This is a genomic window from Paraburkholderia sp. SECH4 (genome assembly GCF_030511745.1).
Classification (GTDB): Bacteria; Pseudomonadota; Gammaproteobacteria; order Burkholderiales; family Burkholderiaceae; genus Paraburkholderia; species Paraburkholderia madseniana.
Genome location: NZ_JALOCP010000010.1, coordinates 138,209 through 160,012, shown reverse-complemented (window position 1 = coordinate 160,012; position 21,804 = coordinate 138,209). Strand labels below are relative to the sequence as shown.

Below are 21,804 nucleotides of genomic sequence, written 5' to 3'. Positions count from 1 at the left end.
CGGGGTCTTGCTCACTTCGCCTCCTCTATCACGCGCCATCCCAGTTGCCGGACCAGATGCCGGCGATACGTCGCACTGACATGCGCGTCGTCCTGCGCGCCCAGCTTCCAGCTCAAATCGTTCAATGCAGTACGCAAGTCGTCGCCCTGCAGACGCGGCCAGCGCTCCACCACCGGCCGGTCGGCGACGCCACCCACTGCGAGCTGGATCAGGTTATCCGTCACCACCGCCGCGCACGACACGAGGGCGAAATCGCCATGACGGGCGGAGAATTCCGCAAAGCCGTAGCGCTCGCCCGGCTTTTTCAGCGGAAAACGCACAGCCTCGACAAGTTCGTCCGGCTCGCGCGCCGTCATCAACATCCCCTGAAAAAAGTCCTCGGCGGCGAGCACGCGCTTGCGCTTTGTCGAGCGCAGCAGCACACCGCCGCCCAGGGCTGCCAATGCGAGAGGCAACTCGGCGCTCGGATCCGCGTGAGCGATCGACCCGCATACGGTGCCGCGATTGCGGATCTGAAAGTGGGAAATGTGCGGGAACGCGAGAGCGAGCAACGGCACTTCGTCGCGCAGAGATGGGCGCCACTCGACGCTGCCCTGCGTCGCCGCCGCACCAATAACGAGCTGCCCCGCCTCGTTGTCGACCCGCACCGTATTCAACTCGTCGGTGCGGGAAATATCGACGAGCCAGCGCGGTTGCGCGAGGCGCATGTTCAGCACCGCCATCAGCGACTGGCCGCCGGCCAGCACGCGTGCGTCTTCGCCGCCATGCGCGAGCGCTTCGAGCGCATGTTCCGTACTCGTCGCGCGCAGATAATCGAACGGCGCCGGTTTCATGTTCTACTCCTGAAGAATGCGAGGAAGCGCGAGAGCCACGAGCCTTGCGCGCGGCCTTGATCGACGGGCTTGCCTGATGCTTGCCGGCCCAGCGATTCGAACAGTTGCCGCAGCACGACTTTCGCCGCGCCTTCGAGCATCCGCCCGCCGACTGCCGCAACCTTGCCCGACACCTGCGCTTCATAGTCGTACGACAGCCGCGTGCCGCGCTCCGTGGGCGTCAGTTCTACGAGTCCTTCGCCACGCGCGGTGCCAAGCGGCGAGCTGCCGGCACCAGCGAGGCGCAGACGATGCGGCGCGTCGATATCCGACAACCCGATCCGCGCTTCGAAGCGCGCCTTGATCATGCCGACGCCGACCGTCACATCGGCGCGATACTGGTTCGGTCCGGTCGCTTCGAGCGCGTGGCAGCCTGGAATGACCTTCGCGAGCGCCTGTGGGTCCATCAGCACCGCAAAGATCGCTTCAGGTGCGGCGTCGAGATCGACAGTGCCCCGCGCCGTCAGCGCCTTGCCGCCTGCAAGCGCCTTGTTCGACGCGGCGGCCGCAGCCGCTTGAAGTAACTCGGGACGCGAAGGCGGCGGATCGTCGATGCCGATCAGGTGCATCACCTTCGCAGGCGTGAGCGGCAAGCGGATATCCTCGACGCCGAGTGCATCGGCCACTGCATTTGCGATGCACGGCGGCGTGCTCATGTTGTTGCCTTCGCCCAGCCCTTTCGCACCGAGCGGCGTGAACGGCGACGGCGTTTCCAGATGCACGATCATCGGATCAGGCACTTCGCAGGTGGTTGGCATCAGGTAGTCGGCGAGCGTGCCCGACTGGAAACTGCCGTCTGCGCCGTAGCGGAACTCTTCCATCAGTGCCGCGCCCAGGCCCTGCGCGAACGCGCCACGAATCTGGCCGTCGGCGAGTGCCGGATTGAGCAGCGTGCCAGCGTCGTGGGCGGTCACATAGCGGTCGATGCGCACCCGGCCGGTTGCGCGGTCCACTTCGACGGCGCACATGTCGAACGCGAAACCGTAGGCCGCCGATGTGTTGATGCGATCCTGCTCGTCGGGCGCGTCCATGTGCGGCGGCGTCCAGAACACCGTCTCGCGCAGGCCCGGCTCTTCGCCTTCAGGCAACAGCGCGGGCGCCCAGTGCGGCGCATTGCTCGCGACGCGGCCAAACGGCAGCGCGCGGTCTTCCTTGCCCTTCGCAAAGATGCGGCCGTCTTCGAAACAGATGTCCTCGGGCGCACAACCCGATTGCTTCGCGACGATGCGGGCCACCTTGTCGCGCACACGCATCGCTGCCAGATGCACCGTGCCGGCCACCGCACCGGCAAAACGACTCGAATAGTTACCTGCCGCCACTGACCATGCGTCCTTGTGCGTGTCGAACTCGACGTTGACGACGATGTCGCGCGGATTCAAACCAAGCACATCGGCGACAACCTGCGCGCAGACAGTCATATGCCCCTGCCCCGCCGGCGTCGATGCAATCGTCACGACCACGCCGCCGAGCAGATCGACGCTGACTGTCGCGCTCGCGACGGCGCCGCTCTTCGGGCCGGCTTTTTTGCGCGCCTCGGCGGGCATCACGGTCGTGATGTAGCCCATGTTCGACACAGACGGCTCAACGATCGCCGCAAAGCCGATGCCATACACACGTCCTTCGCGGCGCGCCGCATCGCGACGCGCGACGAGTTCGTCGTAGCCGCCTTCAGCGAGCGAGCGGCGCAGCGCTTCCTGATAGTCGCCAGAATCGAGCAGCGCACCCGCTGCGGCGCGATACGGGAACGCATCGGCGGCGACGAAGTTGCGGCGATACACGTCGAGCACATCGAGCTTCAGTTTGATCGCGATGCGTTGCATCAGACGTTCAAGCGCGAAATACACCTGCGGTCCACCGAAACCGCGGACGAGGCCCGTCGGCGTTTTATTCGTGAGCGCCACGCGGTTGCGCACGACGAGATTCGGAATCGCGTAGGCGCCCGTCAGGCAGCCATGCATCCGGTAGAACGTTGCTGGCTCCGGCGCACGCAGATAGCCGCCGCAGTCCTCGATCTGGTCGTATGAGAGCGCGGTAATGCGGCCGTCGCCCTCAACGGCGGCTTCGAGCGTCGTCAGGCGCGCGGTGGCCGACGTGGCCGCGCTCAGATGCTCGAGGCGATCCTCGACCCATTTCACCGGTGCACCGGCCTTGCGCGACGCAAGGCACATCAACACCACATACGGAAACACCGCCTGCTTCACGCCGAAGCTGCCGCCCGAATCGCGCGGCGCCTTGTGCCGCAGACGATTTGCCGGCACGTTCAGCGCCATCGACATCACCGCATGCAGCGAGAAGGGCCCCATGAAATTCGACGTGACGTCATAACCCTCATCGCCGGACAGATACTCGGCGATCACCACGCCGCATTCGATCGGCGCACACGTGTTGCGCGGATAGTGCGCGTCGATTGTCACGCGATGCGGCGCGCGTTCGAATGCTGCTTCGGGCTCGCCATAGCGATAGTGACGATCGCTGATCACGTTCGTGCCGACCTTCGGATGCAGAACTGGTGCATCGTCGGCGATCGCGTTTTCGATCGACGTCACCGGCGGCAGCGTCTGGTACTCGACCTTGATCAGATCGAGCGCGTCTTCAGCGAGCGCACGCGATTCGGCCAGCACCACGGCAACCGGTTCGCCGACATAGCGCACGCGGTCCATCGCGAGCGCCCACTGCTCCATCGGCGACTTCACGCCGACCACGAACGGCCGCGACCAGCCCGGCAGATCATCACGTGTGAGCACGGCACGCACGCCGGCCAGTTTCAGCGCAGCGTCCGTGTCGATGCTGCGCAGTTCCGCATGGGCGTGCGGCGAGCGCAACACCGCGGCGTGCAGCGTGCCGGGTTTCACGGCGATGTCGTCGCCGTAACGTCCGCGGCCGGTCAGGATCGCCGGATCTTCGACGCGTTCCATCGAGCGGCCCACATGGCGCTGGCGCTGGCGTTCAGCCGACGTTTCGGGCTCGCCAGCGGCGCGTGCATCCGCTACCAGTTCGGCAACTGTATCGCGCTGATTCATTTCACTGCTCCCTGTGCGCGCGTGCCGGTTGCATCGGCGTCGTCGCCCTCGTCGTTGTCGCGTCGGTTGAACTCACTGGCAAGACCGCTCCAGCGGCGCGCAATCTCGCGATGCTCGATGCCGAACAGATCCATGATCCGGCCGACCGTGTGATCGACGATGTCGTCGACGGTTTGAGGGTGCGCATAGAACGCGGGCACCGGCGGCATCACGATCGCGCCCATTTCGGTGGCGAGCGTCATGTTGCGCAAGTGGGCGAGATTGAGCGGCGTTTCGCGCGCGACGAGCACGAGGCGACGACGCTCCTTGAGCATCACGTCCGCGGCGCGCGTCAGCAGGTTGTCGGCGAAACCGTTGGCGACGCTCGCCAGCGTTTTCATCGAGCACGGCGCGATCACCATGCCCGCGGTGAGAAACGAGCCGCTCGCCACCGTCGCGCCGATGTCGCGCACGTTGTGCACTACGTCGGCAAGACCATCGAGGTCCGTACGCGTGAGACCGAGCTCCTGCGCAGCGGTAATGGCGCCCGACGGCGACACGATCAGATGCGTCTCGATCGTGCCGAGCCGGCGCAAGGCCGCCAGCAGTCGCACGCCGATGACTGCCCCACTCGCACCCGAAATGCCGACGACGATCCGTTCACGCGTTTGCGTTGACTGCATGGCCGTGCCTCGCTCAGACCGCGTCGCGCAGCTGGCCGCTGTGCAGGTAGGCATCGAACGCCGCGTTGCTCGTGGCGACGAGCCGGTCGAGATCGACGCTGTCCTGCCCCGGAATCTGTACGCGTGTGAATACATGTGCCGGATAGACGACCGGGCGCGTCGCGTCGAGACCCATCTTGGCGCTGACACCCTGCATGTGCGGCGCCGCATCGTCGGGCTGGCCGACGGTCGTCGACGGATCGAGTGGCGAGCCCTGTGCGCCGGCCACAATCACAAGATCCCGATCCGCCTGGAAGCGCGTGGCGATCGCCCATTCGATTTCGGCGGGATCGTGCACGTCCACATCGGTATCGACGACGACCACCTGCTTGATGTCGTAATGCGTGCCGAACGCGCACAAAATCACGTTTTTCGCTTCGCCTTCGCGCTTCTTGTCGAACTGGACCCACAGGTGATACCGGCACACGCCGCCCACCGACAACTCCACGTCCTTCACGCCCGGATGGCTGCGCTGCAGATGCGCCAGCAATGTTGCTTCGCGCGGAATGGCGCCGAGCAGCAGATGCTCCATTTCAGCCGGAACAATCGTGTGATAGATGGGCTGTTCGCGGTGTGTGACCGCCGTCACGTCGATCACCTCACGCGCTTCGCGCGCGCTGTAGTACTTCGGGAATTCGCCGAACGGACCTTCGGGCTCGCGCACCTTGGGCAGAATGCGGCCCTCGATCACTATTTCCGAAAATGCGGGTACACGCACGTCGTTCGTCACGCATTTGACAACTGGCAGCGGCGCGCCGTGCAAGGCACCGGCGATCTCCAGTTCGTCCTTGTCGATCGGGGAAATGGCCTGCGACGCCAGCATCGTCAACGGATCGACGCCGATCGCGATCGCCACGTCGAGCGCGTCGCCCGCCGCTTCCGCTGCCTGATAGAACGCCAGCAGATGACGCGGCAACATCAGGATCGCCATGCGGTCCGGGGCGTGCACCTGAATGCGGTTGATCGACACGTTCTGGATGCCGGTCCGCGGATTACGCGCAATCACGAGGCCGGCCGTGATGTAGGGACCGTTGTCGTGCTCGCTGTGTGTCGGGATCGGCAGCAATGCGTGCAGATCGATGCCCTGCGTGCGGACGACCTGCTGGCACGCGGCCTCGTCGCGTGGCAGTTCGTGCCAGGCAACAGGATGCCCGGCCGCATCGCGAAAGCGTTCGAGCAGCGCGGCCTCGGGCACGCCCATCGCTTCGGCGATCCACGCGCGCTTCGACATGAAGCCGCTCACTACCGGAATGGCGTGGCCGCCGGGCTTGAGAAAAATGGCGGCTTGTTCTCCGTCGAGCCGTTTGGCGACTGCCGCGAGTTCGTGTTGGAGTGAAACCGGCTGATCGATCGTCGCGACGCGGCCCGTTGCCGACAGGCGTTCAAGCCAGTGGCGCAGCGTCGGCGCGGTGCTCTGCGGCGCCCATGAAGATTGAGGTGTGCCGCTGCCTGCGGCATCGCGTGAGTCCATTTACGTCTCCATCGGTGCTTGCCGTCAGGCGCCGGAACGAGTCTGTCGGGCGGACATGCAGCAAGTTGGAATGAAGCGTAGCGAGAACGGGTTATAACTTCTAATATTGTTTTTTGATGTCTTTCATCATTAGTTTTGATATCAGTGTTAGCCCCGATGACGCCCTTCGTGCGCTCGGTTATCAATAGGCAACGCTTCCGGTAAGGGTCTTTCTCAGCTATTCAGATAGCCACGCGGTGTGCTGTTTTCGCCGGCTTTCGTGAGTGACCTGATGGACCGCACAGCGGATATTAACTTTCGTGATGCACCCCGTGGCGCCCCATCTGGACGTCAAATGGACCTCTCATGGACCTGAAGCAGATCCAGTATTTCATCGCGCTGTTCGAGGACGGCTCCGTGACGCGCGCCGCCAAGCGCCTGAACATCGTGCAGCCGGCGCTCAGCATGCAGATCGCCAAGCTCGAGGAAGAACTGCATCAACAACTGTTCGACCGTGGCGGGCACGGCATGGCGCCCACCGCCGCCGGACGGCTGATGTACCGCCTCTTTCTGCCGATCATCCGCGATCTCGCGCATGCGCGTCAGCAAATGGTTCAGCGCGACGAGATCGTAACGGGCCACGTGTCGATCGGGCTGATCGCATCGGTGACGGAAAGCGTGCTCGCTGATTCGCTGTCGCGCTTTCACGCGCGCTATCCGCATGTCGAAGTCACCGTCGCCGACGGCTACACCGCGACCTTCATCGACTGGGTGTCGGGCGGCCAGCTCGACGCCGCGCTGATCAACAAGCCGCGCTCGCGCCTGTCGCTCGACTCGCAGCCGCTCCTCGATGAAGAGATGGTGCTCGTCACCAGCGCCGAACACGGCCCCGAACTGCCGCATGCGATCGAGCTCGCGCAACTACCCGAACTCGAACTCGTGCTGCCCACCAAGCGCCACGGCCTGCGCGGCGTGCTCGATACGGCCGCGCAGCATGAGGACGTGCTGCTTGCGCCGCGCTTCGAAATCGATGTGTTGAGCACGATCGTGAAGCTCGTCGAAAGCACCCGCTTTGCGACGATCCTGCCGCGCATCGCGGTTGAGCGCGCAGTGCGTCGAGGGGCGTTGCGCGCCTATCCGATTCTCGCGCCGCGCATCGTACGCCATATCGTGCGCATCAGTCATCCGCGGCGACCGTTGAGCGCTGCTGCCGAAGCGCTGATCACCATCATCGCCGACGAATTACGTGAAGTGTCGAGCGAATCGGCGCCGACCGATGGCGGCACGCACCGGTTACCCCCTGGCTTGTCATCCTCGAAGGAAGCCTCTGCATGAACGCATTTCACTGGATCGCTGGCGAATGGACCGGCACGCCCGCCGTCGACAGCATCGATCCCGCGACCGGCCTTGCGATCGGCCGCTTCACCACGACGGCATCGCTGAAGCCGACGCCGCCATTGCCGCAGCCCGATACACAGGAAACTGTAACGGTTCTGGTGCAAATAGGTAAGCGGGTTGAGAAGTTTCATATAGATAGGATTCCTTATCGAGAGAACAGGAACGCATTCCATACGGCGGGCTCAGCGGCATCCTTGAGGCCGAGCTTCGCGAGCTCGAACTGACCACTTGCGAATGCGATGCGTCAATTCGATACCTGAAATTGTGGTCGCGGCGCTCCTGAACCGCTTGAATCCAAGCATTACGTACGTTCTGGACCTGATGTGGCGATGGTCCTGTTCGATCACGTTGTTCAGATATTTTGAGGACCGGACCTTCGTGTCTTCAGGCACCAAACCATCGGCCTTCATCTCGCGCACCGCGCGGTGCGAGGCCGCGTAGCCATCGAGCGTGATGGTCTCAGGCGACTGGCCCTGATGCCTGATAGCCTTGCTGAAAAAGGCTTTGGCCGCAACCACGTCGCGCCTCGCCCTGAGCATGAAGTCCACCGTCTGGCCAGCCCGATCCACCGCCCGGTACAGGTAGACCCACCTGCCGCGAATCTTCAGATAGGTCTCGTCGACACGCCACGAGCGACCCGCAGGCGTAGCAAAACGGTTCCAGCGTTTGACGAATTCGGGCGTATAACGCCTCACCCAGCGCAGGATTGTCGTGTGAGCGAGCGACAAACCCCGTTCGGCCATCATCTCGACCAGATCGCGTAGGCTGAGCTTGTAGCGCAGGTACCACCGAACACACAGAATGATGATCTCCCGATCAAAATGACGTCCATCGAACAACTCCTTCAGGCTCTTCAGTTTGGTCATCACCGGTTATCAGTTCGTTTTGCTCCAACAACTCTAACCGATTCGCCGATCCTATTTGCACCAGAACCGTTGCGAGCCTCCCCAACTTTTGCGCGCTCTCGACTGAGGCGAAGTGACACTTTCATTGCGCTCGGAGTGGAAGCAAAACTGTCACCTCGACTCCACTTGGCCACATCGCGCTGTGGTGCGGCCAGTGACAGATTTATTGCGCTCTACGCCATGAGGCGATTCAATGATTGGGATAACTACAAGTTCTGGCGATTCTCATATGCAAGGTGGCGAGATCGGGCGCGCAGAAGCGAAGCCGGATTAGCGGCCATCTGATTTCGGTCAATTTATATGAGCATGCGATCCGGGCACGGGCGCACGCCAGTCAACTGGTATGCAGACGCGGGCAACTCACAATGCTCCGGGGTCCGGAAATACAGGCCGGCGCATGCTGCGTCGGATCTACTGGCCAGCCAGTGAAAAAAACTCGGTGAAGCACAGGCACCGGCCATACCGGCAAGCAGGTCGATCAGTAACGGTCCAGCCGGTTTCCGTCAATCCGCACGCGGTCGCCCGGACGGAGATCGCCGGGTGAGGGCACGTCGAAGGAGCGTGACGATCCGTCATTGAGTTGAACAACGATTCGATACGCGCTCGGGGCCGCATTGCTGTACTGCCGGCCAATCTGATTTCCGGCCACCGCGCCGCCGAGCGCACCCACTACGGTCGCCACGTCGCGGCCATGCCCTCCGCCAAACTGGTTGCCGACCACACCACCGACGACCGCGCCGACCACCGTGCCCATTACACTGCCCGGGCTCACCGCATTGGATGTGGCGAGAGGCTGAATTCCCGAAACAACCCCATACTGAAGTCCGTAACCGGAGCTTGCAGGAGGCGCGTTGCCATAGGCGCTTGCGCTATCGACTGGCTGTGGATAGGTTGGCTGCACATACGCCGGCTGGGCATATGCGGGTTGCGCATAGGCAGGCTGCGCCGGACTCGCACCGTACGGCATGTTTGCGCCAGGAACCACGCATCCACTCAGGGGTAAAGCTGCGCACAGCGCGATGTAAAAGATTGGTTTGGCAAATTGAGTGTTGTACATGGTGCTCTCGACATCCTGACGCCGCATGTCAGCGGGCAAAGTTGAAGTTCGGCATGGAGTATAAGGAAGCGTTGCCGAATATTTTCACTGCGCCGCGTAACAGTGTGTAAGTTGTTCCGCCGCCAACGCTCAAGTCAAACGCATCGCCTTGCTGACTTGTGTAGTTTCTCTGCGACGCGTTCCCGGACGCTTCGCTCGACGGGTGAGCGGCGTCGCGGCGTCACGTTGAGTCGACCGCTTGATGTGTGCCGGGCACTAAGCAAACGGGGGTGCCGGAACACAGCCGTTCGAACGCACTTACGTCCTTCCTCGCGGCCGCAGTTCGAAACGCTGATCAGCACTCGCCTTTTTTCGCATGTCCCGGCGGACAGTGATCGGGCCCATGCCCGTGATGGCGATGACGCTCTTCCCATTCGTCGCGATCCCAGTAGCGGCGTCCGTCGCAGTAACGGTCGCCATGCCACCCCGGCGACACGACGACCACCGCTGCTGTTGGCGTTCACAATTGATGGGAGTGGACAAAAACTGGGGGAGCGCGGCGGTTTGCCCTAAGCTACCTTCGACACCCGTTCAGCGAGGTGACGGATGGATATGCACTGGACGATTTACCTGCAGCGAGACGGTGCCGACGAGAATGTGCCGTTGGCGAGGTTTCAGCGTCCGCTCGAAGGAGCGACCCCGGCTGACTTCGGATTGTCGATGTCTGAGGCAAGAAGCCTGCTTTCCAGTCTTCAACAAGTGGTGGCTCAGGACCAGATCCGCGCCTACGATGCTCGACGCCGCCGCTGCAGACATTGCGGGCGATACCGCCGTATAAAAGACTGGCGCCCTCGGGTGTTTGCGACCGCGTTGGGCAGTGTCAAAGTTCGAGTGCCCCGGGTGATATCGTGCTTGTGCACCCCTGAACCGCTCGACGAGAACGATGACTCAGCGGATCTTCGATTCTCCGAGTGCCCGATAGAAAGTTTGCTACCGGGACGACGTACGCCGGAGCTTGCATACCTGTGTGCGAAGCGAGGTGCTGCCGTTTCCTACCGGTCTGCTGCACGCAATATCGCCGATCTCACCGGGTTGCAAACTCTGTCTCACGCCACTGTTCGCAAAGAGACGCTCAACTGCGGTGAGCAAATTGAAAACGACCAGTTCTACGTTGGGTGGTTCGCGGGAACCCAACACCGTGGTGGAACGAAGCACCTGCGTCTCGCAATTGACGGCACGGTAGTCACGGCGGTGCCGCTGGAAGAGGTGCGCAGGATCGAAGTTATCGCGGGCCGTGTTGAGTGTGAGGGGATAGCGGCTCGACGATTCGCTCGTGCTCTCCAGCGTCCAAGCCTTACACGCGTGCTTATCGCTGCTGCACTCGACCAGTGTGACTGGGTCCATTCTACTTTGGTCGACGTGGTCACAGATGGTGCCCGGGGTATGCGATCGTTAGTGACTTCAGTGGCGCCTTGCGTCGCACCGCGGATTCTTGACTGGTTTCACATCGGCATGAAACTTCACGCTGTGCGGTCAGCGCTCTGCGCATACACATTTCCTCTCTACCAGCGACCGGTGGTGATGCGGCGATGCGAGCGACTAATAAATCGCGTGCGCGACAAGCTGTGGCGCGGCCGGGGCGACGCGGCAATCGAGATCCTACGTACCCTCATCGCCTCCCTGAATCTTGAGATCGGATCTTTGCCACAGTTCTATGGTCTCGGCGCTGGCACAGCGAGTAGCGCAGCCGCTCGATTATTGACTTTCCTTGTGAACAATCGGAGCGATCTTATCGACTATCAACAAGCACGTATGAACGGCCGTCGGGTATCGTCGGCATCGGCCGAATCGGTCATGAATCATTTGATAAACCGACGGCTCACGAAACGTCAACAAATGCGTTGGTCGTTGAAGGGCGCTCACTACCTACTGCAAACCCGAATAGAACTGCTCGACGGGAGGCTGGAGACGTGTTTCGCCAAGCGCTTCCCTCACTTCAGATCGCCGGAGGTCGCTCGACAATGAGCGCCTTTCCCCCACTTTTTGTTCACTCCCATCGACACGGCTAGCGGCAATTGTGAACACCAACAAAACCCGAGACGGTAACGATCGACAAAAGCGGCGCCAATCTGGCTGCGCTGGAGGCCCTCAATGCCGAGCGCGACACGCCGATCAAGGTCCGCCAGAACAAGTATCTGAATAACCTCATCGAACAGGACCACCGGGCGATCAAGCGCCGTACCCGACCGATGCTGGGATTCAAGAATTTTAGTTGTGCCCGCATCATCCTGTCGGGCATCGAAACGATGCATATGATCAGGAAAGGGCAGATGAAAGCTGATGGCGTCACGCGAACTGCCGCAGAGCAGTTCAATTCACCGGTCATGTAAGGAATCCCTAGCATGGCACCGCTTTCTAGCCTTGCCGGCCTTATTGCGACACAACCAACACACGTTCCCAGCAGTTTTTACGCCGTCGCCCCGTCAACGTAACAGCGCCGTTGACTTCAAGCGACGAAGCGCCCTCGATAGCGAGCGCGCTCCTTTTCGTCGTATGCCTTTTTGTGAACCCCGTGTTTTGTGGATTCGGCGGACGTAGTCAAGTAAGCGGCCCATCGGTGTCGCCAGGCTCGATATGCGGCTGTGCCAACCGGTGCGCATGCCCCTTGCCTGCTATCGCATCCAGAATCAGTTCAGCAATGATTCTGCCGGACGAGTGCCCTGTCGGCTGCACGATGGACGTTACCGTGCGGGGTGACGCGACGTCGGACGGCACACCGTCATAGACAATCAGCGAGATGTCCGTGCCGAGCTGCTTGCCGCTGTCTCTGATCGCGCGAAACGCGCCAACGCCGGCAATGTTGTTGTCCACCAGCAACGCGGTTGGTGGTTCGGCAAGTTCAAGCAGTGCACGCGTCGCTTCGTAAGCGTGCACCCGGTCAAACGCGCCCTCGATCATCAGCGAAGCCTCCGACTGAATCTCCGCCTCGCCTAGCGCGCTCAGAAATCCGGCGCGCCGTTGTGCCGCAAAGCTCATCGTAAGCGGCGCACTGATCAAGGCAATCCTTCTATGGCCGAAGGCAATCAGACGTTGTGCCGCAGCCCGGGCTCCGGCTTCGTTGTCGAAGTCGAACCACCCATAAGGCACAGGGCTGTTCGTCCGTCCATAGGCGATGAACGGAAACTGGCGTGCCTGTAGGAACTGGATGCGTGCATCGTCGATCTGAGTCCGCGCCACGATCAGACCATCCACCAGCTTGTTTTCGACCAGGCGGCGGTACGTTTCGAGTTCCGCATTCGGCCGGGCAGAGACGATGATCAGGTCCAGGTCGCTCTCTCCGAGGCGCTCCGTCATGCCGGCCACCACTTCCCCGAGGCGCGGATCGCCAAGATCGTCCGTCCCAAACGGGTAGATCATGCCCACTGCCTCGGCGCGGCCTGTCGCGAGCCGGCGAGCGGTCGGATCCGCGTGATAGCCCAGCGCGTGCGCCGCCTCGATGACCCGCTGGCGCGTTGCTTCATTGACGTCGTCGTATCCGTTTAGCGCACGGCTAACGGTCGTGCGGGAAAGTCCGAGCGAATCGGACAGCGTTTTCAGACTCACCTTCAAAGTTCCACCCTTGGAATTTCCTGTTTTGCACGTGACCGCCCTTGCAGAGCTGGATTTCCCGGCCCCCGGCCAGTCGCCATGTTACCTCAAGCCCACAAACGCGTTTGACAATCCAAACCGGTTTGAACTAAGATCCAAACCGGTTTGGAAAGATACTGGCTTCGAGAAATTGGAGCCGTTCATCCTGACACGGGCGCGCGAGAGACCATCTTTGGCCCGCTAAAAAACAGTCCGGCGGCCCTGTTGCGGCGAACAATTGCTGCATTCGGCTGCCGGAACGCTCCAGCTTCATCCACCTGAAAGCAAGGGCGGGCGGAGCCGACAAGCGTAGTTCATTTCATTGTTTCGCCGCAGTGAGCTTTCTGTTGTCTCCAGTACCCGGTATCTCGAGATACTGAATCAGATATTTCGGATAGCTAATAAGTCAAATGGCAGCTTTTCCGCTGTTCCGGCGGTTTCGGGCAGCCTTCGTTGCGCACTTACCTTAGGATGTGACACCCGATGAACAGACTCCGATCCTCCCAATCCCTGTCGACTCGTGCCCGCCTGCGTTCCACCGTGGTTTGCGGCTCCCTGCTCGTCACCGCGGCGGCACCCGCGCTGGCTCAGTCGTCGGTGCCGGGTTTTCCTGCGCCGACGCCGCACACGCAGCAGGCCTATGACCCGGAAAGCAATTTCACCATGCGCTGGACCCGCGCTGACATCCGTCAGATCAAGGCGCAGTCGCATACGGCAAGCGCGGTGGACAAGAACTCGCTGCCTGCGTCGCTGACCATGCCGGACATTCCGCAGGACTTTCCACTCATCAATTCCAACGTGTGGGTATGGGACACGTGGCCGCTGGCCGATCTGAGTGCGAACCAGTTGAGCTTCAAGGGCTGGGAAATCATCTTCTCGCTGACAGCGGATCCGCACGCAGGCTACACGTTCGACGATCGCCACGTGCATGCACGCATCGGCTTCTTCTATCGCCGCGCGGGCATTCCGGCGTCCCAGCGTCCGGCCAACGGCGGCTGGACATGGGGCGGCCACCTGTTCCCGGACGGTGCGAGCGCCAAGGTATTCGGCAACGCACCGATGACCAACAACGCGGAATGGTCCGGCTCCGCGCGCCTGATCCACGGCGACAATGTGAGCCTCTACTACACGGCGCTGTCGTTCAACCGCTCGGCGCCAGGCGGCTCGGACATCACGCCGCCAATCGCGATCATTTCGCGCGCGGACGGACACATTCACGCAGACGACACGCACGTCTGGTTCACGGGCTTCGACGACCACGAGGCCCTGCTTCAGCCCGATGGGGCGATGTATCAGACGGGTCAGCAGAACGACTACTACTCGTTCCGCGATCCGTTCGTCTTCACCGATCCCGCGCATCCGGGCAAGACCTACATGGTGTTCGAAGGCAACACGGGCGGCCCCCGCGGCGCCCGGACGTGTACCGACGCGGACCTCGGCTATGCAGCCAATGATCCGTACAAGGAGGACCTCAATACGGTGATGAACTCGGGCGCGGTGTACCAGAAGGCGAACGTCGGCCTTGCCATCGCGACCAACCCACAGCTCACCCAGTGGAAATTCCTGCCGCCGCTGTTGTCCGCGAACTGCGTGGACGATCAGACGGAACGCCCGCAGATCTACATGAAGGACGGCAAGTACTACCTCTTCACAATCAGCCACCGCGCGACGATGGCCGCTGGTGTAGACGGGCCGGACGGCGTGTACGGCTTTGTGGGCAACGGCATACGCAGCGACTTCCTGCCCTTGAATGGCGGCAGCGGTCTCGCGCTCGGCAACCCGACCGACTTCGACGCGCCAGTCGGCGCGCCTTACGCGGAAGATCCGAACCAGAATCCGCGCGCGTTCCAGTCTTATTCGCACTACGTCATGCCGGGTGGCCTCGTCGAGTCGTTCATCGACGCCATCGGTTCGCGACGCGGCGGCACCCTGGCGCCGACGGTGAAGATCCGGATCGACGGCGCGTCCACGACCGTGGATCGCACCTATGGCAACGGTGGGCTCGGCGGCTACGGCGATATCCCAGCGACCACGGCCGCGCCAGGCAACGGCCAGGGCCGGTGATCACGGCGCCTCCGGCGGTTTGCGCTTCGGCGCCGCAGCCGGCTGCGGTAATTCCGGCGGATAAGCGGCGCTGACACGGCGAGAGCAGGCAGAAGTGGTCTGCCCTCGCCCAGTCGCAACCGCATCCACCGAATAAACGATGCAACGATGAACCGCTGGATTCCCAACCTGTCTGCCCACCGCGGGCCGGCCTATCTAGCCGTGGCCGACGAAATCGAAACGGCGATCCGTGCTGGACACATCAAGGCGGGCAACAGACTACCCTCGCAACGCCTGCTCGCCGATTTCCTCGGCCTTCATGTGAACACGGTGAACCGCGCGATGCGCGAAACGGCGCGCCGCGGCTTGACGGCCGGCAGCAAACGCAGCGGCACGGTCATTCTCGGGCAACCGGCCTGAGCAGATGATGCTTTCAGCTCGCTGCAAGGAGAAAACAACTCATGCATGACTCGCGACGCCCCTTCCGCCACTCGCGCCTTCTGTCGTCGCTGCTGTGCGCCGCGCTGACGGTTTCAATTACAGAGAACGCTGCGTCGTACCCATTGCCGGCCGCAGGCGATTCAGGTACGCCGCAATGGCGCTCCGCGCTTCACTACACGCCCCAGCGCAACTGGATGAACGATCCCAACGGCCTGGTCTACGACAAGGGCGTCTATCACCTGTTCTATCAGTACAACCCGAATGCAAATGTCTGGGGGGACATGTCGTGGGGACATGCCACCAGCCGCGATCTCCTCCACTGGACCGAGCAACCGGTCGCGATGCGCGCGAATCAGACCGAGGAGATTTTTTCCGGCTCAATCGTCGTCGACACGCACAACACCGCCGGATTGGGACCCGCGAATTCATCGCCACTCGTGGCGCTTTATACGAGCGCGTACAAGGCTGGATCTGGACATCCGCGGGGCACCCAGGCTCAGTCGCTCGCGTACAGTCTGGATGATGGCCAGACATGGCAGCAGTACTCTCGCAATCCGGTGCTGACGCTCAACCCGGAATCGAATAACTTTCGCGATCCTAAGGTTTCGTGGTACGAGCCGGGTGGGTACTGGTTGATGACTACCGTCGTCGCCGACGCGCAAGTGGTCAAAATGTACCGGTCGGACAACCTCATTAACTGGACGTTCCTGAGCGACTTCACGCTTCCGGACATTCCTCATCAAGGGTCATTGTGGGAGATGCCCGATCTCTTCCCGCTTCCTCTCGATGGAGACAGTCACAATCAGAAGTGGGTCATGATCGTCAACGTCAACCCATGGTCGATTGCCGGTGGGTCCGGCGCGATGTATTTCGTCGGCAGTTTCGACGGCAGGACGTTCACGCCGGAGCACGTGCCGCCGGCCGGCTCCGATCCTTCACGATATCAATGGCTCGACCACGGCGCGGACTATTACGCGGCGGGAACCTTCGCCGGCGCGCCGGGCGGCAAAGCCATCACAATCGGCTGGATGAGCAACTGGGACTACGCGGCCCGCATACCGACCGCTCCGTGGAAGGGTGCGATGGCGCTTCCCCGCGTGCTGTCGCTGACGACGGTCGACGGCATGCCGCGACTGACGTTCGAGCCGGTGGAGCAATACGCGTCCCTCGTACGCGAAGGTTCCACGACGCGCATAAAGGAGCGCACGGTTTCGTCCAGCACACAGGAACTCGCGCCGTCCACGCGAGGCACCGTGCAAAACGTCGACCTGACAATCACGCCGCGTTCCGCACAGCGTGCCGGCCTCATCGTGCGAGGTTCGGCGAATGGCGCTGCTGGCACCCGCATCTTCTACGACACCAGTAGCCAGACGCTGACGCTCGACCGTTCGAGCTCCGGCGAAACCGGTTTCTCGGATGCGTTCAGCAAACAGCACATCGTCAATCTGCCACTGGAGAACGGGAAGTTGCGCCTCACTATTGTGGCCGACAGGAACTCGGTGGAAGTGTTTGCGGGTGGCGGCGAAATCGTCGTGACGGATCTGATCTTCCCTGCACTCGACGACGATCGCCTGTCCCTTTTCGCCGACAACGGCACGGCGACATTCAGCGATATATCCATTACCGACCTTCCCGATCCGCGCAGCACCCTGCATGCGCGCTAGCAGACGTTCTTCTTGCGAGGTTTAGCCGGTTTCGGCCCAAACTCAGCTTGATGCGGAGTGCCAGCGAAGAATTCTGGAGGGAGGATGGCCTCTCCGGTGAAACACCACCGATAGGTCACCCATACGGCAGCGCTCAAGAAAACAGTTTTGGTGACTCAAATGCCGTTTGGCGCCGACGTCGCGAAGGCGTGGATCGGCTGGTTCGTGCGGGAGCTTTCTTGCCAACCGAAGCGAGGCGCTCATTGAGACCCCTTCGAGCAGTGCCTGGCACAAGTCGGACCGTGTCGTTGACGCTCGCCGCGTTACCGGAGATGGCGCAAAGCAGCGTCACGCTGCACGGTATCGTCGGCACCGGCATCGGTTATCAGAGCAGTACGACGACGCTCGGCTCGACCACGGGCGGGCGGCAGTAAGCGTCGTACCGCCAGTTGCTCGCACCGCACAGCCCGACGATCTGGCTTCCGGCAATGCGCCCATGCTGGGCGCACACGAAAAAGGCCTTATGGACATGCATCCATAAGGCCTTGATTTCTTTGGTTGGGGCGAGAGGATTTGAACCTCCTCCCACCTGCACCCCACGAAAGGAATAAATCGTCCCAAGCTGTAGAGCCTGCCCGGAGTCGAGGCGCTCGGCACTATTCGCCACGGAACAGCATTCCGGAGGGCTCGGTAATTTTGCGTATACACATGCGTAAATCTAACGCAGATCTTGAAATTTTTTATTTCACAATCAAGTACTTAAACATAAAATTCGAGTCCTCTCGTGGCACCGACTGACGTCAAAGACATCAGTCCAGAGCAGGCCCTACGGCAGGGGTTCTACAAAGCTTTTCCCCGCAGTGAAATTCACAGTCTTCGCAAGGAACCTGGCTTTCAACTCCGACGGAAGACACTTACGTTGCCCTGCGTTGGTTCTAGCGTAGGCTTCTCCCAACATTCCCACTGAATAAGGCGCAACACAATCGTTTAAGAATTGTTAGATCGGTTGGTTGAAATTAAAAGACTGGCGGATTGGCGGCGAACCTGGCGCTTTTGGGGGTGCGTCGCGCCGCCGTCAGAATCTCCGCGGCAGGCGCGGCCCACACTTTTCACCTGCCGCTTTCAATCTCCGGCATCGGTGCGAATAGCGCGTCGAGGTCGTCGTCGGAGAACTTGGCGGCGCCGGCGGCGTCTTCGGAGAGAATACTGTCGGCGAGTCCCGCCTTCTGCTCCTGCAACTCCACGATCTTTTCTTCGATGCTGCCCGCGGCAATCAGCTTGTAGACGAATACGGGCTTATCCTGCCCCAGCCGATGGGCGCGGTCGGTCGCCTGATTCTCGGCGGCGGGATTCCACCACGGGTCGTAATGAATCACGGTATCCGCAGCGGTCAGGTTCAGACCCACGCCACCCGCCTTCAGGCTGATCAGGAACAACGGCACGTCACCTTGCTGGAAGCGCTCGACCGGCGTGATGCGGTCCGTCGTGTCGCCAGTCAGAATGACGTAGGGAATCGCGGCTTCCTCGAGCGCGTCGGCAATCAGCGCCAGCATGCCCGTGAACTGCGAGAACAGCAGCACGCGGCGTCCTTCCTCGATCAATTCAGGCAGCATCGAGAGGAGCAAATCTAGCTTGGCCGAACGCGTGACACGTGCGCCCTTTTCGACCCTTTCCGCTTTTTCCACTTTGCTGCGCTTCCCGCCCGGTTCGCCTGGTTCGCCTGGCGCCTCGTCAACCCTGATTTTCCGCACGAGACGCGGATCGCAGCAAACCTGGCGCAGCTTCAGCAACGCATCGAGCACGATAATGTGACTGCGCGCGAGGCCCTGCGCGCTGACCGCCGCGCGCACCCGCTCCTGCATTGCCGTACGCACCGTTTCATATAGATCACGCTGCGCGCCTTCGAGATCGACTGAACAGACGATGGTGGTCTTGGCCGGCAACTCCTTCGCGACCTCGTCCTTACGACGGCGCAGCATGAACGGCCGGATGCGGCGCGCCAGCAGCGCGCGGCGCACGCCGTCACCGTTCTTTTCGATCGGATTGCGCCAGCGTTTGGTGAAGTCTTTCTGGCTGCCGAGAAAGCCCGGCAACAGAAAATCGAACTGCGACCACAGTTCGCCGAGGTGATTCTCCAACGGCGTCCCCGTCAAACACAGCCGATGCCGCGCGCGCAATCCGCGAATCGCCTGCGCGGCTTTGGTGCTGGCATTCTTCACGTACTGCGCCTCGTCGAGGATCAGCAGGTGATAGTCATGCTCGGCGAGCACCTTCTGATCGCGCCACAGCAGCGCGTAAGTCGTAAGAATCAGGTCGTGCTCGCCGATCTGCTCGAAACGCTCCTTGCGCTGCGGGCCGTTCAATATCAGCACTTTCAGGTCGGGCGCGAAGCGGCGCGCTTCCTCGCGCCAGTTGTGCACGAGCGTGGTCGGCACGACGATCAGTGCGGGACGGTCGAGCCGTCCGGCTTCCTTCTCCGCCAGGATATGCGCGAGCGTCTGCACGGTCTTGCCGAGACCCATGTCGTCGGCGAGCACGCCGGCCAGATCGTGTTCGCGCAGGAACTGCATCCAGTTCAGGCCCTGCTGCTGATACGCGCGCAGTTCCGCCTTCAAACCACGCGGTACCGGCACCTCGTGCAAGCCCGGGCCGGCCTGCAGACGCTGCGCCAGTTGGCGAATCGAATCGTCGCCCTGGAATTGCCAGCGGCCCGTGCTGTTCAATGCTTCGAGGCGGCCCGCATCGACGGAGGGCACCCGCAGCGGCGCGCCGTCGGCCAACGTGCCGCCCAGTGCGTCGAACAGATCGACCAGCACGCGCACCACCGGCTTCAGCCGGTCGGCGCGCAAACGCAGGCGTTTGTTTTCTTCGGTCTTCAACTCGATCGGTTCGTCGTCGGCGATGGCTTCAAGCGCGCCGCCGAGCCAGCGCCGGTCGCGCCGGAACAGATCGGCGAGCAGCGGCTCGAGCCGCACATTGCGCTCGCCGATGCGGATGCCCATCTCCAGATCGAACCAGCCGTCGCCCGCCTGCTGCGCGGTGCCGTCGATCGCGTCGATCTCGATGATGTTGTAGCGGAACTCCGGCGCCATCGTCACGCGCCAGCCTTTGCTCACGAGGTCCGGCACAGCGTCGTTGACAAAGGCGGACCAGGATTCGGCATCGGGCAGACCGAGCATTGTGTCCGGCAAAAGCCGCGATGCGTACACGCGACTGGTCGGCACTTTCTGCAGCCCGGTCTTGCGCAGTTCGAGCAAGCGCTTCTTTTCGGCTTCGTAGCGTCGGCGGATATGGATGACGTCGCCGCCCGGCATGGGCACGAGGGTGACGCTGCTATCGACATTGATGCTGACGCCGTCGTAATCGAAGCTGACACCGGCCAGTTCAACGGCCTCTGACTTGCGCTGCCCCGCCTTGGCCGTTGATGGCAGCGCGTGGCTGTTGAGCGTGAGCACCGGCACGGGATCGACGTCGATCACGCGGATCGCGGAGGCGTCGTGCGTGGGCGGCAGCGGCAAATCGGGCGCGATCTCACGCAACACCGAGGCGACGAGCGGCGCTTCGGCGAGCGAGATCGGCGGCATGGCGAGGTAATCGGGCAACTGCTGGAACGGCAGCGACGATTCGACAATGCCCGCTTCATTGGCGACGCCGTCCACGTACCAGATCGGCTCGGTGGGCAGCACCATGGTGGCGTGCGGTTCGGTGCACAGGACAGGCCGCAGGCGTTCGTCCGCCAGCGGCTCCCATTCGATCCGCCCGGGCCGGTCGGCGCCGCGCGACAGCGGCGTCGGCCCCTCGTGACCCGGCGCCGGTTTGAGCTCGAAGAACAGGCGCCCCGTGGCGATCAGCTTTTGCAGCATCTCCGCGCCGCTGGTGCCGCGCAGAATGAACTGGCCGAAATCCTCGCGCGAGCGGCCCAGCCAAAGCCCGCGCAGGATCGACAGGTCTTCGTCGGAGACAAACCTGGGTTGCTTGAGTAAGGCGGCTTCCACATTGCCCCAAGGCTCGTCGACTTCGACAATCGTGCCGTCCGGATTGCAGTGCGCCCGGTACAACACGACTTCGTGGCGCATGTGGAACTTGGACCAGTTCAGCAGGTAGGCCAGCGTTTGGGTACGTGCGGCGGCCGCCTTCTGGGCAACCGCATCGGCGGCTTCGGCTCGCGCGCGAAAACGCTCGAGCCAACTGACCAGTTCGGGGCGCACGCCAGATGGCGGCTGCATCGCTGTTCCGGACGACGCCTGCGGATAACCGGCGGACGAGCGCTCATCGGCGTCGATGTCACTGTCGACGTTGGTGATGTGGTCCATCTCGTCGTGATACTCGAGCTCGGCGAGCAGCAGCGCGGCGACATGCTTGCAATTGCGGCCGACCGGGCAACTGCATTCGCTCTGCGCCCAAGGTCTGCCGCCATCGGTACGAAACCGCACCCGCGTGTGATAGGGCAGCACTCGTGAGCCCTGCACGTAGCCGCTGAGCTTGGCGCCGTCCCATTTCACGTTCGTGACGGCGCCGACTGAGCGCGCCTTGGCGACGGTGTGGTCACCCAGCCATTCCGTAATCCGTTCCCGATCGAAGAAAACTGACGACATCAGGGTCCATTCCTTTTCAAGCCGGCGGGGGCAACTGTGCGCGGACGCAGAAGTGGCGCGGCGGCGATGAATG

At 62.2% G+C, this 21,804-nt stretch carries 14 protein-coding genes and 2 pseudogenes; 8 read left to right on the top strand and 8 right to left on the bottom strand.

Annotated features, from left to right (window positions below):
• Nucleotides 1–11 precede the first annotated feature (11 nt).
• Genes M0D67_RS16425 through M0D67_RS16410 form a run of 4 tightly spaced genes read right to left on the bottom strand, consistent with a single transcriptional unit; the run spans nt 12 to nt 6,064 of the window.
• Nucleotides 12–833, bottom strand: coding sequence for a xanthine dehydrogenase family protein subunit M (locus M0D67_RS16425; RefSeq protein WP_063496444.1), 822 nt, complete (start codon nt 831–833; stop codon nt 12–14).
• A complete protein-coding gene (locus M0D67_RS16420) occupies nt 830–3,892 on the bottom strand; it encodes a molybdopterin cofactor-binding domain-containing protein (protein WP_266239187.1) in 3,063 nt (1,020 codons plus the stop codon). The genes M0D67_RS16425 and M0D67_RS16420 overlap by 4 nt, the downstream gene beginning before the upstream one ends.
• The gene (locus tag M0D67_RS16415) at nt 3,889–4,554 is read right to left on the bottom strand and encodes a UbiX family flavin prenyltransferase (RefSeq protein WP_154567855.1); all 666 of its coding nucleotides are present in this window, start codon (nt 4,552–4,554) and stop codon (nt 3,889–3,891) included. The genes M0D67_RS16420 and M0D67_RS16415 overlap by 4 nt, the downstream gene beginning before the upstream one ends.
• 13 nt (nt 4,555–4,567) lie before the next feature.
• A complete protein-coding gene (locus M0D67_RS16410) occupies nt 4,568–6,064 on the bottom strand; it encodes a UbiD family decarboxylase (RefSeq protein ID WP_154567857.1) in 1,497 nt (498 codons plus the stop codon).
• A gap of 345 nt (nt 6,065–6,409) precedes the next feature.
• On the opposite strand from M0D67_RS16410, the gene M0D67_RS16405 reads away from it, so the two are divergent.
• Nucleotides 6,410–7,378, top strand: coding sequence for a LysR family transcriptional regulator (locus tag M0D67_RS16405; RefSeq protein ID WP_154567859.1), 969 nt, complete (start codon nt 6,410–6,412; stop codon nt 7,376–7,378).
• Nucleotides 7,375–7,665, top strand: coding sequence for a hypothetical protein (locus M0D67_RS16400; RefSeq protein WP_233465458.1), 291 nt, complete (start codon nt 7,375–7,377; stop codon nt 7,663–7,665). Before M0D67_RS16405 ends, M0D67_RS16400 begins: the two co-directional genes overlap by 4 nt.
• On the opposite strand, the pseudogene M0D67_RS16395 reads toward M0D67_RS16400, so the two are convergent.
• Both M0D67_RS16395 and M0D67_RS16390 read right to left on the bottom strand, forming a co-directional pair.
• A pseudogene (locus M0D67_RS16395) lies at nt 7,587–8,307 on the bottom strand (IS6 family transposase). The gene M0D67_RS16400 and the pseudogene M0D67_RS16395 overlap by 79 nt on opposite strands.
• Nucleotides 8,308–8,824: 517 nt before the next feature.
• Nucleotides 8,825–9,403, bottom strand: coding sequence for a glycine zipper 2TM domain-containing protein (locus tag M0D67_RS16390; RefSeq protein WP_266239186.1), 579 nt, complete (start codon nt 9,401–9,403; stop codon nt 8,825–8,827).
• Nucleotides 9,404–9,988: 585 nt separating this feature from the next.
• Here M0D67_RS16390 and M0D67_RS16385 point away from each other — a divergent pair.
• On the top strand, nt 9,989–11,407 hold the full coding sequence (locus M0D67_RS16385; protein ID WP_154565326.1) for an ISKra4 family transposase: 1,419 nt from the start codon (nt 9,989–9,991) through the stop codon (nt 11,405–11,407).
• Nucleotides 11,408–11,472: 65 nt separating this feature from the next.
• A pseudogene (locus M0D67_RS16380) lies at nt 11,473–11,772 on the top strand (DDE-type integrase/transposase/recombinase); the annotation flags it as partial.
• 208 nt (nt 11,773–11,980) lie between these two features.
• Here M0D67_RS16380 and M0D67_RS16375 read toward each other — a convergent pair.
• Nucleotides 11,981–12,991, bottom strand: coding sequence for a substrate-binding domain-containing protein (locus M0D67_RS16375; protein WP_154565325.1), 1,011 nt, complete (start codon nt 12,989–12,991; stop codon nt 11,981–11,983).
• Between the two features lie 501 nt (nt 12,992–13,492).
• Here M0D67_RS16375 and M0D67_RS16370 point away from each other — a divergent pair.
• The 4 genes from M0D67_RS16370 (at nt 13,493) to M0D67_RS16355 (ending at nt 17,570) form a co-directional block, all read left to right on the top strand.
• Nucleotides 13,493–15,073 (top strand): glycoside hydrolase family 68 protein, encoded by a 1,581-nt coding sequence (locus M0D67_RS16370; RefSeq protein ID WP_154565324.1) that lies wholly within the window; start codon nt 13,493–13,495, stop codon nt 15,071–15,073.
• A gap of 147 nt (nt 15,074–15,220) precedes the next feature.
• Nucleotides 15,221–15,472 (top strand): GntR family transcriptional regulator, encoded by a 252-nt coding sequence (locus tag M0D67_RS16365; protein WP_154565323.1) that lies wholly within the window; start codon nt 15,221–15,223, stop codon nt 15,470–15,472.
• Between the two features lie 41 nt (nt 15,473–15,513).
• Entirely contained in the window at nt 15,514–17,157 is a 1,644-nt protein-coding gene (locus tag M0D67_RS16360) for a glycoside hydrolase family 32 protein (RefSeq protein ID WP_266239185.1), read from the top strand.
• 281 nt (nt 17,158–17,438) lie between these two features.
• Entirely contained in the window at nt 17,439–17,570 is a 132-nt protein-coding gene (locus M0D67_RS16355; RefSeq protein WP_233465025.1) for a porin, read from the top strand.
• Nucleotides 17,571–18,245: 675 nt separating this feature from the next.
• Here the strand turns inward: M0D67_RS16355 and M0D67_RS16350 are convergent.
• Complete coding sequence (locus M0D67_RS16350; RefSeq protein ID WP_154565320.1) at nt 18,246–21,731, bottom strand: DEAD/DEAH box helicase; 3,486 nt, start codon at nt 21,729–21,731, stop codon at nt 18,246–18,248.
• Nucleotides 21,732–21,804 lie beyond the last annotated feature (73 nt).

Excerpts from the sequence above, each read along its gene's own strand:
- M0D67_RS16425 (WP_063496444.1), bottom strand. The coding sequence starts at position 833 with ATGAAACCGGCGCCGTTCGATTATCTGCGCGCGACGAGTACGGAACAT.
- M0D67_RS16420 (WP_266239187.1), bottom strand. The coding sequence starts at position 3,892 with ATGAATCAGCGCGATACAGTTGCCGAACTGGTAGCGGATGCACGCGCC.
- M0D67_RS16415 (WP_154567855.1), bottom strand. The coding sequence starts at position 4,554 with ATGCAGTCAACGCAAACGCGTGAACGGATCGTCGTCGGCATTTCGGGT.
- M0D67_RS16410 (WP_154567857.1), bottom strand. The coding sequence starts at position 6,064 with ATGGACTCACGCGATGCCGCAGGCAGCGGCACACCTCAATCTTCATGG.
- M0D67_RS16405 (WP_154567859.1), top strand. The coding sequence starts at position 6,410 with ATGGACCTGAAGCAGATCCAGTATTTCATCGCGCTGTTCGAGGACGGC.
- M0D67_RS16400 (WP_233465458.1), top strand. The coding sequence starts at position 7,375 with ATGAACGCATTTCACTGGATCGCTGGCGAATGGACCGGCACGCCCGCC.
- M0D67_RS16390 (WP_266239186.1), bottom strand. The coding sequence starts at position 9,403 with ATGTACAACACTCAATTTGCCAAACCAATCTTTTACATCGCGCTGTGC.
- M0D67_RS16385 (WP_154565326.1), top strand. The coding sequence starts at position 9,989 with ATGGATATGCACTGGACGATTTACCTGCAGCGAGACGGTGCCGACGAG.
- M0D67_RS16370 (WP_154565324.1), top strand. The coding sequence starts at position 13,493 with ATGAACAGACTCCGATCCTCCCAATCCCTGTCGACTCGTGCCCGCCTG.
- M0D67_RS16365 (WP_154565323.1), top strand. The coding sequence starts at position 15,221 with ATGAACCGCTGGATTCCCAACCTGTCTGCCCACCGCGGGCCGGCCTAT.
- M0D67_RS16360 (WP_266239185.1), top strand. The coding sequence starts at position 15,514 with ATGCATGACTCGCGACGCCCCTTCCGCCACTCGCGCCTTCTGTCGTCG.
- M0D67_RS16350 (WP_154565320.1), bottom strand. The coding sequence starts at position 21,731 with ATGTCGTCAGTTTTCTTCGATCGGGAACGGATTACGGAATGGCTGGGT.